Origin of the sequence: Microcella sp. (assembly GCF_019739195.1) — a bacterium.
GTDB lineage: Bacteria > Actinomycetota > Actinomycetes > Actinomycetales > Microbacteriaceae > Microcella.
Window position 1 is genome coordinate 875,839 of record NZ_JAHHDS010000003.1, and the last position, 15,200, is coordinate 891,038.

The window sequence follows — 15,200 nt, forward strand, 5'->3', positions numbered from 1 at the left end:
CGGGCCACGTTACTCGTTGTCTCCGAGTGCTCCCTGCCCGACTCCGCCGGAGCAGAGGGCCTCAGTCTCGCTGCAGCGCCGCGCGTCGACGGCTCAACATGAGTGCCGCAGCACCCGCGGCGGCCAAAAGTCCGCCGAGCGTCACGATGCCCGAAGTGTCTGCGCCGGTGTCGGCGAGCTCGTTCTCGTCGTTGTCGACCTCGGCACCGGCGGCCGCCGGGTAGCGGAAGACAACACGACCGTCACCACCTGCCGAGTTGAACGATGGGACCGTGCTCGGGGCCACGTACAGCACATCGGCGCCCCGTCCAGTTCCGTTGAGGTCGGGTTGTGAGTCGAGCGAGAGAGGCGACGCGATGGCTCGTCCCCCGGCACCCAACTCGTCAGCAAAGCTCGCGAAGAGCGGCATCGCTGCATCGCCATCAGAGTCGACATCGGTCGCCGGAGCGACACCTGGAGCCGTAGTCGTGGCGCAGTCGTCGCCGTTTGCGCCCGCGGGGCCACCAGCACCACTGCCGTTTCCGACGTAGGTCGAGAAGTTGCCGGCGGCGATGCAGTACTGCGCAAAGAAGGCACCAGCGTCGCCACCGTCAGCGACCGTCAGACCACCGAGGTCGACAGACGAGTCGCCACCGCTCGCGGGTGCAGTCTCTGCGCTCACTCCCCCTGCGCCGACGACCACCGCTGCCGTTGATCCTGCGGGCTGTGACGACAAGTCGACATACTCGACGTTGCCACCAGCCCCGGCGTACCCCTCATTCACGCCGTCAGCCAGTGCACCGCCGCCGGCGCCGGCCACCACGGCGAAGAGTCCGGTGAGACCGGAGGGCACAGTCCACGAGTAGTTTCCCGCGGCGGAGAAGTCGAGCTCGCAGACGTCGCCGATACGAGTGAGGTCACCGCCGACAGGCGCCTCGCCACAGCCTGCGACCGGTGCGGCGAAGGCGGGCACGGCTGACCCGACAAGTGCGAAACCGATGGTTCCGATGCCTGCGATCGAGGCGGCCTTACGCGGTGCGGTCACGATTCCCCCAAAAGAGCGGCGAGTTGCTGTCTCGAGACCTTACCGCGCGGATTACGCGGAATCGTGTCGACGCGAAAGAGTGAACGAATTTCGACGCCGGGAAGTGTCTCTCGTATTCGCTGAGCGAACAGGTCTGCAGTGACGGCGCTGTCGGAGGCATACACGACCCCGATCGCCGTCAACCCGCCAGGCAGCTCGTAGGCGAACGTAGCCGCATCGCGCACGATGTCGACTTCGGCAAGCCGGCGATCAAGGTCGGCCAGATTGACCTTCGAGCCGCCCGCGTTGACGAGGTCGTCGGTACGACCGGCGAGCTCGAGAAAGCCATGCTCATCGAGTGTGCCGCGGTCGCCGGGGCGAAACCAGCCATCGCGGAACGGCGACGGCTCAACGACGCGGGACCAGTAGGTTTCGGCCATTGCCGCCGTGCGGTACTCGATGATGCCAGTCACCCCCGGCTCATCGACGGGCACGCCGTCGTCATCGAGCACGCGAAGTTCAGCCCCGTCGACCACCGTGCCGAGCCTCGCCGGATCTTCTGGATCGGCTGCCCCGAAGGTGATCGTGCCTGCCTCGGTTGATCCGTAGAGGTACACCGGCCGCACGCCCGTCACCGCCTCGCAACGGTGGATCAGGATGGCGCTCAGCAGCGAACCCGCGACCTGAACCGACTGCAACGCGGGCAACGTGGCGCCCGTCGACTCCAGGGCGTCGAGCAGTTCGGCCAGTCGTGCCGGCGACGTCTTGATCGAGCGTGCGGCCGTCAGGCTCAGAAGCTCGGCGTTCGCCCGCCCGTCTCCCGGCACGATCCACGGCTCGCCGTGCAGCACGCTCCACGCGAAGGTCTGAAAACCCGAGACCGTGTCGATGCCGAGGAGGCAGAAGAACGGATCATCGGGCATCCAGTTCGAACGCGCCGAATCCGTTCGCGCTCGCAAGGTGGCCTCGGCGAAGGCGATGCCCTTGGGCGTGCCGGTCGTGCCGCTCGAGAAGACGACCCGCACGACTCCGCCTTCGGCGATGGGCCGCGGATCGATGAGCGGATTCACCGCGCCGAGCGACGCGATGAACTGCTGGTCGACGTCGATCGTGCGCCCCGTCGCTCCGATCGACCCCGGCGCTCGCCCGAGGTGCAGGGCGATGCGATCGCCGTACGCCGCGCTCACCGGCGCACTCGCGTGGAGCGAGGCGGCGCCCTCGTGCAGCACGGCGAGCGTGAGCACGGCCTCCCACTCTGGCACGGCGTGCAGGCCGACCACATCGCCGGGCTTCACGCCGAGTTGCCGCAACCGCGAGGCGGTGCGACGCACGGCCGAACCGAGCTCGCCAAAGGTCATGTTCATGCGCCTCGACACGATCGCGGGCGCCTCGGGGCGACAATCGCTCCAGGCGAGCACCTCGTCGATAAGCGCCGTCGACATGGGCCTAGAACTCGGTGTTGAGCGGGTGGGCGCCGACCCGCTGGTCGCGATCGGCGGCCGCGATCGTCGCCATGTCGTCGGCCGAAAGCTCGAAGTCGAAGACCGCTGCGTTCTCGAGCATCCGTTCGCGGCGCACCGTCTTCGGAAAGACGATGAGGCCCTCCTGCAGGTGCCAGCGGATCGCGATCTGCTGCACAGTCTTGCCGTGGCGCTCGGCGATCGCGGCGAAACCCGGCAACTCGGCGAGGTCGTACTGCGCGCTGCCGAGCGGGCTCCACGACTCGGTCAGAATGCCGCGCGCCGCATGGAACGCCCGCAGGTCGCGCTGCTGGAAGGCCGGGTGCAGCTCGACCTGGTTCACCACGGGCACGACCTCGGTCGCGGCCGCGAGGTCGTCGAGGTGGGTCTGCATGAAGTTCGAGACCCCGATCGACCGGGCGAGCCCGGCCTCGCGCACCTCGATCATGGCCTGCCACGACTCGACGTGCTTGCCGTACTTCGGCGCCGGCCAGTGGATCAGATAGAGGTCGACCTGCTCGAGCCCGAGGCGTTCAAGGCTCTTCTCGGCGGCGTCGCGCACGGTGTCGCGACCCTGGTCGCTGTTCCAGAGCTTCGTGGTGATGAAGAGCTCGTCGCGCGGAATTCCGGATGAGGCGATCGCCTTGCCGACGCCGGCCTCGTTCTTGTAGACGCGCGCGGTGTCGATGTGGCGGTAGCCAACCTCGAGCGCGTCGCTGACCACGCGCTCGGCCTCGGCGTCGTCGATCTGCCAGACGCCGAGCCCGAACTGCGGGATGCGGCGGCCGTCGTTGAGCGTGATGTGCGGGGTCGGGATCGCGTCAGTCATACGTCTATCTTCGACCACCCGCCTGTGCGGTGCGACCCAGCCGCTCCGACGCTCGATCGGCCTCAGCGGTGCGTTGCGCTCCGGCGCGCTGGACGGCCCACTCCCGCCGTCCAGGCACCGAGAGCGACAACCGCGAGCGCGAGAGGCAGCCCCCACCAGGAGGTTTCTGGTGCGCCAATCTCAGCGATGGTGGTCGTCATCAGCAGCATGGAACCCACGCTACGGCAGGGCGGTGCTCAGGCTCGCGGCCTCTGTTCGCAAACCGTCAGTTCTGCGATACCGCCCGCTCGTCGGGCCCCACGTAGAGGCTCAGCGGGCGGATGAGGGCGTTGGCGGCGAGCTGCTCGCGCACATGGGCTGTCCAGCCCGTGACGCGCGCGGCGATGAACAGGGGGGTGAAGAGCTCGGTGTCGAAACCCATGAGGTCATAGGCGGGCCCCGAAGGGTAGTCGAGGTTCGGCTTGATGCCCTTCGCTTCGTCCATCTCTTTCTCGAGCGCGTCGTAGAGGTCGAGCACCTCGGGCCGCTCGTAGTGCGCGACCAGAGTCTCGAGCGCGGCCTTCATCGTCGGCACGCGCGAGTCGCCATTCTTGTATACCCGGTGGCCGAAGCCCATGATCTTGCGCTTCGCGGCGAGCGAGTTGGCGAGCCAACTGGCGGCGTTCTCGGCCGTGCCAATCTCGCGGAAGACGTGCATGACCGCTTCGTTCGCCCCGCCGTGCAGGGGGCCCTTGAGGGCGCCGATCGCGCCCGTCACGGCCGAGTAGACGTCGCTGAGTGTCGAGGTGATGACGCGCGCCGTGAACGTCGAGGCGTTGAACGAGTGCTCGGCGTAGAGGATCATCGACACGTCGAAGGCGTTCACGACGGTCAGCTCGGGCACCTCGCCAAACGTCATGTGCAAGAAGTTGGCCGAGTAGCCGAGGTCGTCGCGCGGCTCGACGAGCTCTTGGTCGCGCAGGCGGCGCTGCGCGTAGGCGACGATCGCGGGCAGCTGCGCCCACATGCGGATGCTGCGCTCGAGCGTGAGATCGGCATCGATCCACGTGGCATCGGTCGTGAGGGTGTGGTCGAGGGCGCCGAGCACGCTCACGGCCGTGCGCACGACATCCATCGGGTGCGCGGTGAGCGGCAGTGCGTCGATCGCGTGTTTCACCGTCGGGTCGAGGTGGCGCATCGAACGCTCGAGCGTCTCGAACTCGGCGAGCTGCTGAGGGGTCGGCAGCTCACCGTTCCACAGCAGGAAGGCGACCTCTTCGGCGGTGCAGCGCTCGGCGAGTTGCTGCACGGGGTAGCCGCGGTAGAGCAGCGAGTTGGTCTCGGGGTTCACCTTCGACACGGCCGTCTCGTCGACGACGACGCCGGCCAGGCCCTTGCGAATCTCGGTCTCGGTCATGATTGCCCTCCTGGGGTCTAGCGGCCGGTGTAGGGCCAGGCCGCGTTTAGCGGCCGTTGCAGGTATAGATGCTCGAGTCGAAGGCGTTGTACGCCTCGTAGTCGAGCAACTCGTAGAGCCTGCCTCGAGTCTGCATGGTGGCGACCTCGCCGTCGAGGGTTCCGGTCGATTGCAGCGTGTCGAGCGCACGCTCGATCGCGCCGAAGGCGATGCGCAGCAGCGAGACCGGGTGAATGACCAGGTTCACACCCACGTCGGCGAGCTGCTGGTGCGTGAAAAGCTCGCTCTTGCCGAACTCGGTCATGTTCGCCAAGATCGGCACGCTCACGGCCGCCCGCATCGCCGCGAACTCGTCGAGGCTCGCCATCGCTTCGGGGAAGATCGCATCGGCGCCGGCGTCTTGCAGCGCCTTCGCGCGATCGATCGCGGCATCCATGCCCTCCACACCCCTGATGTCGGTGCGCGCCATGATGACGAGGTCGGCATCGCGACGAGCATCGACGGCGGCACGAATTCGCTTGATCGCCGTGTCGAGATCGACGACGGCCTTGCCATCGAGGTGCCCGCAGCGCTTGGGGTTCACCTGATCTTCGAGGTGCAGGCCTGCGACGCCCGCGTCTTCGAGCTCGTGCACCGTGCGGGCGACGTTCATGGGTTCGCCGAATCCGGTGTCGGCATCGACGAGCGTGGGCAGGTTGCTCATGCGGCTGATCTGGTGCGCTCGATGGGCGACCTCGCTGAGCGTCGTCAGCCCGATGTCGGGCAGGCCCAGCTCGGCGGCCATGACGGCTCCCGAGATGTAGGCGCCGTCGAATCCCTTGTCTTCGATCAGACGGATGCTGAGCGGCGTGAACGCGCCCGGCAGCACCTGCAGGCGCCCGCTCGCGAGCCCGGCGCGAAAGGCCTGACGGCGCTGGCTCGGGGTGGTCGTGGTGGAGAGCATCAGAAGAGTCCCTTCTGGGCGGGAGTCAGTGGCCGGGCGGCCGTCACGGTGAGGCCGCCGAGCTCGGCGGGGCTCAGCTCGGGCAGGCGCTGGGCCACGCCGAGGAACCGGTCGATCTCGTCGGGGTTCAGGATGCCCTCGGCGAGCATCCGGAACTTCGCGACGTAGTCGGCGCGGGCGAAGGGCCGCGCGCCGAGCGGATGCGCGTCGGCGACGGCGATCTCGTCAACGACCTTTTCGCCGTTGGTGAGCTCGATCTCGATGCGGCCACCGAAGGCCTTCTCGCTCAGGTCGAGCGAGTGGTAGCGGCGCGTCCACTCTTTATCTTCGGTCGTGGTGATCTTCTGCCACAGCGCGACGGTGTCGGGGCGAGCCGCGCGCTCGGGCGCGTACGAGTCGACGTGGTGCCAGGCTCCGTCTTGCAGCGCGACGGCGACGATGTACGGAATCGAGTGATCGAGCGTCTCGCGGCTCGCGGTGGGGTCGTACTTTTGCGGATCGTTCGCACCCGAGCCGATGACGTAGTGCGTGTGGTGGCTCGTGTGCAAGACGATCTGCTTGATGTTCGCGGGGTCGCGCAGCTCGGGGCGCTCGGTGCCGAGGCGGCGCGCGAGGTCGATCCACGCCTGCGCCTGATACTCGGCGGAGTGCTCTTTCGTGTAGCTGTCGAGGATTCCCGTGAGCGGCTGGCCGCTGTCGGGCAGCGGAACCTCGTAGCGAGCATCCGGGCCGCTGAGAAGCCACGCGATGAAGCCATCCTCCCCCTCGTAGATGGGGCTCGGGCTGGTCTGACCGCGCATCGCCCGGTCAACGGCTTCGACGGCCATCTTGCCGGCAAAGGCGGGAGCATGCGCCTTCCAGGTCGAGATCTCGCCCTTGCGCGACTGCCGCGTGGCGGTCGTGGTGTGCAGCGCCTGGCCGATGGCCTGGAAGATCGTGGCCTGGTCGAGGCCGAGCAACGTTCCGATTCCGGCGGCGGCGCTCGGGCCGAGGTGGGCGACGTGATCGATCTTGTGCTCGTGCAGGCAGATGGCGCGCACGAGGTCGATCTGAATCTCGTAGCCGGTGAGCAGGCCGCGCAGGAGGGCAGCCCCGTCGGCGCCGGTGTGCTGCGCGACGGCGAGAATCGGCGGAATGTTATCGCCGGGGTGCGAGTAGTCGGCGGCGAGGAAGGTGTCGTGGTAGTCGAGCTCGCGCACCGCGACCCCGTTGGCCCAGGCGGCCCACTCGGGGCTGTATCGGGTGTCGGCGGGCGTGCCGAAGACGGTCGCGCCGGGGCTGTAGGGGTGCGCTTCGGCCTGCCCGCGCGCGCTGATGACGGGAGCCCGGTCGAGGCTCGCGACGGCGACGGCGGCGTTGTCGATGACGCGGTTGATGACCATGTCGACGGCGTCGTCGTCGAGCGGGCGGTCTTGCTCGGCGGCGAGCTCGGCAAGCTTGCCCGCGAGCTGGTCGCTCGCCGCGAGCGGCTCGCTGCTCTTGTAGGTGCGCACGGTGTGGGTGGTCGTCATGGTTTCTCCTGGAGGTGTCGACGGATGCTCGTGAGGGCTTCGTACAGGTGCAGCCGAGTAGCGGCAGCCGCGCGTTCGGGGTCGCCGTCGGCGATGGCGCGCGCGATGGCGCCGTGCTCGGCGGCGCTTCTGGCGAGTCGCTCGTCGTCGTCACGGGCGAGGCGGCGCACGCGCGAGAGGTGCACACGCGTGCTGGCGATCGCGGCGGCGAGGTAGGGGCTGCTGCTCAGGCTCGCGTCGAGTGCGGCGTCGAACTCGGCGACGAGGGCGTAGTAGCCGTGGCGCTGCGGGTCGTCCGCCGCGAGCTCTGCGGTATCGACCTGCGCGAACTGCTCAGCGAGTTCGGCGAATCGTGCGCTCGCCTCGTGGTCGGCGCTCGCATGGCGGGCGGCGAGGCGCGCGGCCTGCTCGTCGAGGGCGGTGCGCAACTCGAACAGTGCCCTCGCATCGTCGGGCTCGATGTGACTCACGAGCAGCGTTCTCGGGCCGCGCTCGGTCGCCAGGCCAGCGGCGATGAGCCGCGCGAAGGCTTCGCGCACCGGAGTGCGGCTGACCCCGAGCCTGCTCGCCTGCTCGACCTCCGTCAGCGGAGCGCCCGGCGGCAGCTCGCCCTCGATGATCGACGCCCTGAGGGCATCGAAAGCACGGTCGGCCGCATTGCTCATACCTCTAATGTATACATTGAGTAGTGCTTTGGCCAGACCGCACCGGATTCACGCGATTTGCGTATACACCAGCACCCTTCCTCGCCCTCCTCCTCCCAGGTGGGCGGCCGCTCCATCCCGATGTCAGCACCCTCGCCGTCGGCGTCGAGGTCGTCGTACTTCGCTGGTTCGCGGAGCAACTGCAGGTGCTCGACGAGTGCGGCGAGAGCGCCGATCACGCGGGGGCTGAGTCGGTAGATGCGGTGATTCATGTCGACGCGAGTGGTCACGAGCCCCGCTCTCGCCAGGCGGGTGAGGTGCTTCGAGATGGCCTCACGACCGACGCCGCGCTCGAACTGAACCGCATCGGCAAGCTGCCCAGAGGTGTGCTCGCCGCTCGCTAGCACTTCGATGAGTCGCCACCGCAACGGATGAGCCAGAAGGAAGAGAGTTTCCATTGACGCAGTGTGCCTGCCGCGGCATGTGCCGCGAGAGGCACACTGCCTGAGCGGGGATACCGGTGCCGGGCGACTGGCTGAGGAGGGAGCTTGGTGCGGAGGAGCGCTCAGCGGTAGCGGCGCCCCTCGTCGCGCCGATAGAGCCAGAGGGCGAGCGCCGCGGTGACGAGGGTCCAAGCGAGGGCGCCGGCGAGCATCCACAGTTCAGGGGTCGTTCCCTCTACGGCCGCAAGGGTCAGCTCGCGCGCGTGCCGCGACGGGAAGAACCGCGAGAGCAGCTCGAGCCACTCGGGGAAGAACTGCGGCGGGAAGAACAGCCCGCCGCCGAACGCGAAGCCGAACATGCCGACCTGAATCACCGCGATCGCCGCCTTCGACGAGAACGCGTAGCCGATCGCCGCGCCCAGCAGCAGAAACGGGATGCTCGTGAGAGCGAGCACGGCAAGGCCCGCGATGAGGCCCAGCACCGAGACGGTCGCCTCGGTCGCGAGCGCGCCGACGATGAGCACCGGCACGAGCGACAAGAAGCTCAGCATTGCGGTCGCCGTCAGCTGCGCCGAGATACGCACCGCGGCGGGCAGCGGCAGGCTGCGCAAATACGGGTCCCAGGGCTTCTCGCGATTCTCGGCGACCGTGAGCCCGAGGTTGAACAGGGCGCTCACCATGACGGCGAACACCGAGAGCGACACGACGGCCTGCGTCGCGAAGACCGGGTCGTCGGCGACCGCGCGGTTTGGCACGACGAAGAACAACAGGCTCAGGGCGGGGAACGCCATCGAGCCGATGACCGCGATCGGAACGCGCAGCGTCTCGATGACGAGCATGCGCACGTGCATCGCGTAGAGCGGCAGCACGGGCACGGTCGCGAGTGGGGGCGCCTCGGCGGCGACGACGCTCGACGGGGCGGGGGCAGGAATGGTGGCGTTCATGAGGCGCTCCGATCTGACAGCGTGAGGGCGAGAAAGGCTTCTTCAAGGGATGCCCCGCGCACCGTCAGGCCCGAGAAGGGCACCTCGGCTCGCACGAGGTGGCGAACGAACGCATCTGGGTCGTCGACGGTGAGACGCATCCGGTCGCCGGTGAACTCGTCGCGCACGACGCCGGGCAGGGCGCGCACGGTATCGGCCGCGTCGGTCGCGAACTCGATGACGGCCGAGTCGACGCGGTCGCGCACGGCGGCGAGCGAATCGTCGGCGAGCACGACGCCGTTGTCGATGACGATGACGCGCTCGGCGAGGGCCTCGATCTCCTCCAGGTAGTGGCTTGTGACGACAATCGTCGTGCCGGCAGCGTGGTGGCGACGGATGCCCTGCCAGAGCGCGTGCCGCGCGTCGACGTCGAGGCCGGTCGTGGGCTCGTCGAGCAGCACGAGGCGCGGGCGCCCAACGAAGGCGAGAGCAACGGCGATGCGGCGCTTCTGGCCGCCCGAGAGGGCTCCGCACTGGCGGCGGAGCAGGTCGGCGAATCCGAATTCGTCGGCGAGAGCATCCGTCGGCACACGCTCAGGAAAGTGCGCTGCCACCAGGTCGACGACCTCTGAGACGCGCAAGGTGTCGGGCAGCGCCGTCTCTTGCGGAGTGCTGCCGAGGCGGGCCCGACTGCGCGGGTCGGTGGGGCTGCCGCCGAAGAGCTCGACGGTTCCCGACGTCGGGCGGCGGCGACCCTGCAGCAGGCTCAACATCGTCGACTTGCCAGCGCCATTCGGGCCGAGCAGGCCGACAAGCTCGCCGCCGCCGATCGTGAGGGTCACATCGTCGAGGGCGACGGTGTCGCCGAAGCGGCGCGTCGCGTGGTCCAGGTGTGCGAAAGTCGTGCTCGCAGTCGCGGTCATGGCTTCTCTCCTAGAAGGTGTCGAAGGGTGTCGGTGTAGTCCTCGAAGGCGCGGCGGCCGCGCCGGGTGAGGCTGACGAACGTGGTGGGCGTGCGGCCCTGGTGGGTCTTCTCGACGACCACGTACTCGGCGTCTTCGAGCTTGCGCAGATGCGTCGACAGGTTGCCGGCCGTCATGTCGAGCAGTTCTTGCAGCCGGGGGAAGGTGATGCGGTCGCCCTCGTCGAGGCTCGCGAGCGTCGCCGAGATGCGGAGTCTCGCTGCGGCGTGGATGACCGGGTCGAGTTCGGTCATCATCGACCCCGCTTCAACCCGAGGTTCATGACGGCTGCGGCGATGAGGAACGAGCCCCCGCCGAGCACCGCCATCACGAGGTTGTTGGTCGGGGCTCCGAAGAACGGGGCGACCGTGCCGGCGACGATGATGACCGCACCGAGCACGAGCTGGTCGATCGACCGCCACAGCGCTGCGCCCATGAGGTACATCGCACCGGCGACGAGAGCGTAGATGGCCGGAAAGTACAGGCTCTGCAGTGTGGAGTCCATTCCGTTGACGGCGAGCGCGACGCCGATGAGGTAGGCCCCGAGCGAGACGACGGGCCACGCGATGCCGTAGACGGCTCCCGAGAAGTTCGAGGGGCCGCGCACGCCCCGGTTGAGTCGCATGCCGATGACCGCCGAGATGATGATCGAGCCGATGAGCAGCACGCCGAAGATCGCCGCGGCGAGGCCCAACGGCAGTCGGAACCAGGGGTTGCCGCCCTCGTAGCCCGACCACAGGGCGAGGAAGCCGACCGTCCAGGCCACGCCCCACACACCGAGGATCCACGGAATGCCGCTGAGCTGGTCGCGCTCGAGCGCGCTCTGCTGCTCGCGGATGAGAGCGAGGGCCTCGTCGGCGCTCGGCGGGGTGTCGTCGAGGTCGTGGTCGGTCGGCCCGAGGTGATCGGCGGATTTGGTGCGGTCGGTGTGGTCGGTCATGACTACTTTGTAACGCAAAGTAGTCTGCGTGTCAAGTGAGTTTGCGCTGTAACAGTTGGGGGTCGGGGCGACCACGTCTGCTGAGGGTGTGTGCCTCTCGCGGCACATGCCGCAGCAGGCACACACCCTCAACAGCAATCGCCACCCGCAGTCCGCAGTCCGTGGCCAGCAGCCCGCGGCGGCCCAGTATCCGCGCCGTAGACTGAAGGGCTCATGACTGCCGCCGCTGATACCCCGCCCGCTGACGCGTCGGCGACCTCGGCGACGCTGCGCATCCACTACCCGCCAGACCTGCCGGTGTCGCAACGGCGCGACGATATCGCCGCCGCGATCCGCGACAACCAGGTCGTCATCGTCGCGGGCGAGACCGGGTCGGGCAAGACGACGCAGCTGCCGAAGATCCTGCTCGAGTTGGGCCGAGAGAGCATCGCCCACACGCAACCCCGCCGCATCGCCGCGCGCACGATCGCCGAGCGCGTCGCCGAAGAACTCGGCAGTGAGCTCGGAGGGCTCGTCGGCTACAAGGTGCGCTTCACCGACCAGGTGAGCAAGAACACGCGCGTCACGCTCATGACCGACGGCATTCTGCTCGCCGCTCTCCGCGGCGACCGCGAGCTCAAAAACTACGACGCCATCATCATCGACGAAGCGCACGAGCGCAGCCTCACCATCGACTTCCTGCTCGGATACCTCAAGCAACTCCTCCCCCGCCGCCCCGAGCTCAAGCTCATCATCACCTCCGCGACGATCGACCCCGAGAGCTTCGCGAAGCACTTCGCCGCGGCCGACGGAAGCCCCGCGCCAATCATCGAGGTGAGCGGGCGCACGTTCCCGGTCGAGGTGCGGTACCGCCCCCTCGTGCCCGACGGCGCGGACACCGACAACCGCAGCACCGATTACCCCGGCGACCCGGACGATGACGAGGCCGACGGGCCGAGCACCCCCGGCGAGGCCATCGACATGATCGAGGGCGTCATCGCCGCGGTCGACGAGCTCGGCCGCGAAGGCGACGGCGACGTGCTGGTGTTCTTCAGTGGCGAGAACGAGATCCGCGACGCCGCGGATGCCCTCACCGGGCACCTCGCGCGCCAGGGGCCGCGCGGCGCGGGCACCGAGGTGCTTCCGCTGTACGGCCGGCTGAGCGCAGCCGAGCAGCACCGGGTGTTCGAGCGGGCGCCCGCGGGCATCCGTCGACGCATTGTTCTGGCAACCAACGTCGCCGAGACGAGCCTCACCGTGCCGGGTATTCGGTATGTCGTGGATACGGGGACCGCGCGCATCAGTCGCTACAGCGCACGCGCGAAGGTGCAGCGGCTGCCGATCGAGCCGATCTCGCAGGCGAGCGCCAACCAGCGGTCGGGGCGGTCGGGCCGCACGAGCGACGGCATCGCGATCAGGCTCTACAGCGAGCTTGACTACACGAAGCGGCCCGAGTACACCGACCCCGAGATTCTGCGCACCAACCTTGCGGCCGTCATTCTGCAGATGATCTCGCTGGGGCTCGGCGACATCGAGAAGTTTCCGTTTCTGCAGCCGCCCGACAAGCGCGGCATTGCCGATGGGCTCGATCTGCTACTTGAACTGTCTGCGGTTGAACAGCGCGACGGCGCTCACCGCATCACGCGCATCGGCCGCGAGATCGCGCAGCTGCCGCTCGACCCGCGCTACGCGCGCATGGTCGTCGAGGCCCAGAAGCTCGGGGTCGCGCGGGAGGTCATTGCGATCGTCGCGGGGCTGAGCATCCAAGACCCGCGCGAACGACCCGTCGAGAAGCGGGAGCGCGCCGACCAGCTGCACAACCGGTTCCGCGACCCGACGAGCGACTTCATCACGCTGCTGAACCTCTGGAACCACCTGCAGCGCCGGCAGAGGGAACTCAGCGGCAACCAGTTTCGCAAAGAGGTGCGCAGCGAGTTTCTCAACTACCTGCGCATTCGAGAGTGGGCCGATGTTGAGCGGCAGATCAGGAGACAGACCAAGGGCGTCGGCAAGCATCCCGCCGATGGTGAGAACCCAGCCGACGCGACGCTCATCCACAAGGCAATCCTGAGCGGCCTCCTCAGCCACATCGGCCTGAAAGACACCGCGAAGCGCGACTACCTAGGCGCCCGCCAGCGCCGCTTCGTGCTCTACCCCGGGTCGGGCGTCGCGAAGAAGCAGCCCGACGCCGTCATGGCCGCCGAGCTCGTCGAGACCAGCCGGCTGTTCGCGCGCACGGTCGCCGTGATCGACCCGGCGTGGGCCGAGCCGCTCGCGGGCGACCTCGCGAAGCGGCAGTTCAGCGAGCCCCGGTGGGAGAAACGTCAGGGCGCCGCGGTCGTTGACGAGAAGGTGACGCTGTTCGGGGTGCCGATCATCCCGCGCCGACGGGTGCAGCTGAGCCGCATGGATGCACCCCTCGCGCGCGAGCTGTTCATCCGCCACGCGCTCGTCGAGGGCGAGTGGGACACAACCAGGCTCGACAAGCGCCTGACGGCGTTCATCCGCGACAACGCCCGCGTGCGCCGCGAGCTCGAGCAGCTCGAAGAGCGCAGTCGCCGCCGCGACATCCTGCTCGACGACGAGAAGATCGTCGAGTTCTTCGAGGCACGCATTCCCGCCGACGTCACCGACGTACGCTGCTTCGAGCGCTGGTGGCGGGATGCCCTCAAAGAGCATCCCGAAACGCTCACGATCACCCGCGACGACCTCGTCGAGGCCGAGCAACTGCCGGCCGACGACGGTTCGTACCCGACGCGGCTCACGCTCGGCGATCAGACGCTCAGTGTCGGCTATCGCTTCGAGCCCGGTGCCGCCGACGACGGCGTCACCGTCACCGTGCCGCTGCCGCTGCTTCCCCGGCTCGACACGGCGGGGTTCGACTGGCTCGTTCCTGGCTTGCGACACGAGCTCGTGACGGCTCTGCTCAAGACACTGCCGAAGCCGATTCGCCGCAACGTCGTGCCCGCCGCCGACTGGGCGACAAAGTTGCTCGCTGCGGTGCCGCCCGAAGCCGATCTGCGAGAGCTCTCGGTCACGGAGTTTCTCGCCACCGAGATTCGCCGCCAGACCTTCACGCCCGTCGAGCCCGACGACTTCGACCTCGACCGACTGCCCGCCCACTTGCGCATGGGCTACGCCGTCGTCGACGATCGCGGCGGGCGACTCGCGCGCGGCACCGACCTCACTGCCCTGCAGCAGAAGCTGCGCGAGCGCGGGCGCGACTCGGTCGCGCGTGTCGCAACTGCCGCGGCGAAGAGCCCGATCGAGCGCGGCGGCATCACGGTGTGGGACGACACTGTCGGCCAAGGCGGCACACTGCCCCGCCAACTCGAGATGCGCCGCGGCGAGACGACCGTTCGGGCGTTTCCGGCCCTCACCGACGAAGGCTCGTCGGTCGCCCTCAAGCTGCAGACCTCGATCGCCGACCAGGTCGCCGCGCATCGCGCCGGCGTGCGCCGCCTCGTGCAGCTCGGCGTGCCCTCGCCGCTCGCCTACATCCAAGAGCACCTCACGAGTGCCGAGAAGCTCAGCCTCGGCGCCTCGCCCTACCGGTCGACTGCCGCGCTCATCGACGACGCGCTGCGTGCAGTGATCGACGAAGAACTTGCGGCCGGTGCGCTCGATGCTCGGGATGCCCTCCCCTGGTCTCGCGAGCAGTTCGAGTCACTGCGCGACCGCGTCAACGCCGGCCTGCCCGACCGCCTGTTCGGCATCGTGGCGACGTCGGCGGCCGTTCTAGCGGCGGCGCGCGAGGTCGACGTGCTCATCTCGCGCAGCAGCAGTCTGCAGTTGATGGCGCCTCTTGCCGAGGCGCGCGAGCAGCTCAACGCTCTCGTCTTCGACGGCTTCATCGGACGCACGGGCCTCACCCGCCTCCCCCGGCTGGTCATCTACCTGCGCGGCATCACCTACCGCGTCCAGCGCCTGGCCGACAACCTCGGCCGCGACCGCGCCTGGATGCTCGAGGTGCAGCAGGCCGTCGAGCTCTACACGAAGGCCGGCGGCACGCTGCCACTGAGCCCTCAGGCGAGCGCAGACCCCGAGCCGCGCATCCGTGACGCCCGCTGGATGCTCGAAGAGCTGCGCCTCTCGCTCTTCGCCCAGCCGCTCGGCGCGCAGGGTCCGATCTCGGTGCAGCGCATCCGCAAGCAGCTCGCGGGCTGA

At 68.5% G+C, this 15,200-nt stretch carries 13 protein-coding genes; 1 reads left to right on the forward strand and 12 read right to left on the reverse strand.

Annotated features, from left to right (window positions below):
• Nucleotides 1-61: 61 nt before the first annotated feature.
• From KL788_RS05995 to KL788_RS06050, 12 genes are all read right to left on the reverse strand, one after another.
• On the reverse strand, nucleotides 62-1,024 hold the full coding sequence (locus tag KL788_RS05995; RefSeq protein WP_293169426.1) for an LPXTG cell wall anchor domain-containing protein: 963 nt from the start codon (nucleotides 1,022-1,024) through the stop codon (nucleotides 62-64).
• The gene (locus KL788_RS06000) at nucleotides 1,021-2,445 is read right to left on the reverse strand and encodes a class I adenylate-forming enzyme family protein (RefSeq protein WP_293169428.1); all 1,425 of its coding nucleotides are present in this window, start codon (nucleotides 2,443-2,445) and stop codon (nucleotides 1,021-1,023) included. The genes KL788_RS05995 and KL788_RS06000 overlap by 4 nt, the downstream gene beginning before the upstream one ends.
• A 4-nt stretch (nucleotides 2,446-2,449) precedes the next feature.
• Nucleotides 2,450-3,292, reverse strand: a complete 843-nt coding sequence (locus KL788_RS06005) for an aldo/keto reductase (protein ID WP_293169430.1) — start codon at nucleotides 3,290-3,292, stop codon at nucleotides 2,450-2,452.
• 265 nt (nucleotides 3,293-3,557) lie between these two features.
• Nucleotides 3,558-4,688, reverse strand: coding sequence for a bifunctional 2-methylcitrate synthase/citrate synthase (locus KL788_RS06010; RefSeq protein ID WP_293169432.1), 1,131 nt, complete (start codon nucleotides 4,686-4,688; stop codon nucleotides 3,558-3,560).
• 46 nt (nucleotides 4,689-4,734) lie between these two features.
• The gene (prpB, locus tag KL788_RS06015) at nucleotides 4,735-5,631 is read right to left on the reverse strand and encodes a methylisocitrate lyase (RefSeq protein ID WP_293169434.1); all 897 of its coding nucleotides are present in this window, start codon (nucleotides 5,629-5,631) and stop codon (nucleotides 4,735-4,737) included.
• A complete protein-coding gene (locus tag KL788_RS06020; RefSeq protein ID WP_293169435.1) occupies nucleotides 5,631-7,142 on the reverse strand; it encodes an MmgE/PrpD family protein in 1,512 nt (503 codons plus the stop codon). Before KL788_RS06020 ends, prpB begins: the two co-directional genes overlap by 1 nt.
• Nucleotides 7,139-7,807, reverse strand: coding sequence for a GntR family transcriptional regulator (locus tag KL788_RS06025; RefSeq protein WP_293169437.1), 669 nt, complete (start codon nucleotides 7,805-7,807; stop codon nucleotides 7,139-7,141). The genes KL788_RS06020 and KL788_RS06025 overlap by 4 nt, the downstream gene beginning before the upstream one ends.
• Entirely contained in the window at nucleotides 7,804-8,244 is a 441-nt protein-coding gene (locus KL788_RS06030; RefSeq protein WP_293169438.1) for an ArsR/SmtB family transcription factor, read from the reverse strand. Before KL788_RS06030 ends, KL788_RS06025 begins: the two co-directional genes overlap by 4 nt.
• A 107-nt stretch (nucleotides 8,245-8,351) precedes the next feature.
• The gene (locus tag KL788_RS06035; RefSeq protein WP_293169439.1) at nucleotides 8,352-9,173 is read right to left on the reverse strand and encodes an ABC transporter permease; all 822 of its coding nucleotides are present in this window, start codon (nucleotides 9,171-9,173) and stop codon (nucleotides 8,352-8,354) included.
• Nucleotides 9,170-10,075, reverse strand: coding sequence for an ABC transporter ATP-binding protein (locus KL788_RS06040; protein ID WP_293169441.1), 906 nt, complete (start codon nucleotides 10,073-10,075; stop codon nucleotides 9,170-9,172). Before KL788_RS06040 ends, KL788_RS06035 begins: the two co-directional genes overlap by 4 nt.
• Nucleotides 10,072-10,368 (reverse strand): transcriptional regulator, encoded by a 297-nt coding sequence (locus tag KL788_RS06045; RefSeq protein ID WP_293173210.1) that lies wholly within the window; start codon nucleotides 10,366-10,368, stop codon nucleotides 10,072-10,074. The genes KL788_RS06040 and KL788_RS06045 overlap by 4 nt, the downstream gene beginning before the upstream one ends.
• Nucleotides 10,368-11,054 carry a hypothetical protein gene (locus tag KL788_RS06050; RefSeq protein WP_293169443.1) on the reverse strand — a complete coding sequence of 229 codons (687 nt, stop codon included), beginning with the start codon at nucleotides 11,052-11,054 and terminating at the stop codon, nucleotides 10,368-10,370. Before KL788_RS06050 ends, KL788_RS06045 begins: the two co-directional genes overlap by 1 nt.
• Nucleotides 11,055-11,267: 213 nt before the next feature.
• Between KL788_RS06050 and hrpA the strand changes: the two genes are divergently transcribed.
• Entirely contained in the window at nucleotides 11,268-15,200 is a 3,933-nt protein-coding gene (gene hrpA, locus KL788_RS06055) for an ATP-dependent RNA helicase HrpA (protein WP_293169445.1), read from the forward strand.

What these genes read in the sequence shown, in the direction of transcription:
- KL788_RS06000 (WP_293169428.1), bottom strand. Translation starts at nt 2,445, where the DNA reads ATGTCGACGGCGCTTATCGACGAGGTGCTCGCCTGGAGCGATTGTCGC.
- KL788_RS06005 (WP_293169430.1), bottom strand. Translation starts at nt 3,292, where the DNA reads ATGACTGACGCGATCCCGACCCCGCACATCACGCTCAACGACGGCCGC.
- KL788_RS06010 (WP_293169432.1), bottom strand. Translation starts at nt 4,688, where the DNA reads ATGACCGAGACCGAGATTCGCAAGGGCCTGGCCGGCGTCGTCGTCGAC.
- prpB (WP_293169434.1), bottom strand. Translation starts at nt 5,631, where the DNA reads ATGCTCTCCACCACGACCACCCCGAGCCAGCGCCGTCAGGCCTTTCGC.
- KL788_RS06020 (WP_293169435.1), bottom strand. Translation starts at nt 7,142, where the DNA reads ATGACGACCACCCACACCGTGCGCACCTACAAGAGCAGCGAGCCGCTC.
- KL788_RS06025 (WP_293169437.1), bottom strand. Translation starts at nt 7,807, where the DNA reads ATGAGCAATGCGGCCGACCGTGCTTTCGATGCCCTCAGGGCGTCGATC.
- KL788_RS06030 (WP_293169438.1), bottom strand. Translation starts at nt 8,244, where the DNA reads ATGGAAACTCTCTTCCTTCTGGCTCATCCGTTGCGGTGGCGACTCATC.
- KL788_RS06035 (WP_293169439.1), bottom strand. Translation starts at nt 9,173, where the DNA reads ATGAACGCCACCATTCCTGCCCCCGCCCCGTCGAGCGTCGTCGCCGCC.
- KL788_RS06040 (WP_293169441.1), bottom strand. Translation starts at nt 10,075, where the DNA reads ATGACCGCGACTGCGAGCACGACTTTCGCACACCTGGACCACGCGACG.
- KL788_RS06045 (WP_293173210.1), bottom strand. Translation starts at nt 10,368, where the DNA reads ATGACCGAACTCGACCCGGTCATCCACGCCGCAGCGAGACTCCGCATC.
- KL788_RS06050 (WP_293169443.1), bottom strand. Translation starts at nt 11,054, where the DNA reads ATGACCGACCACACCGACCGCACCAAATCCGCCGATCACCTCGGGCCG.
- hrpA (WP_293169445.1), top strand. Translation starts at nt 11,268, where the DNA reads ATGACTGCCGCCGCTGATACCCCGCCCGCTGACGCGTCGGCGACCTCG.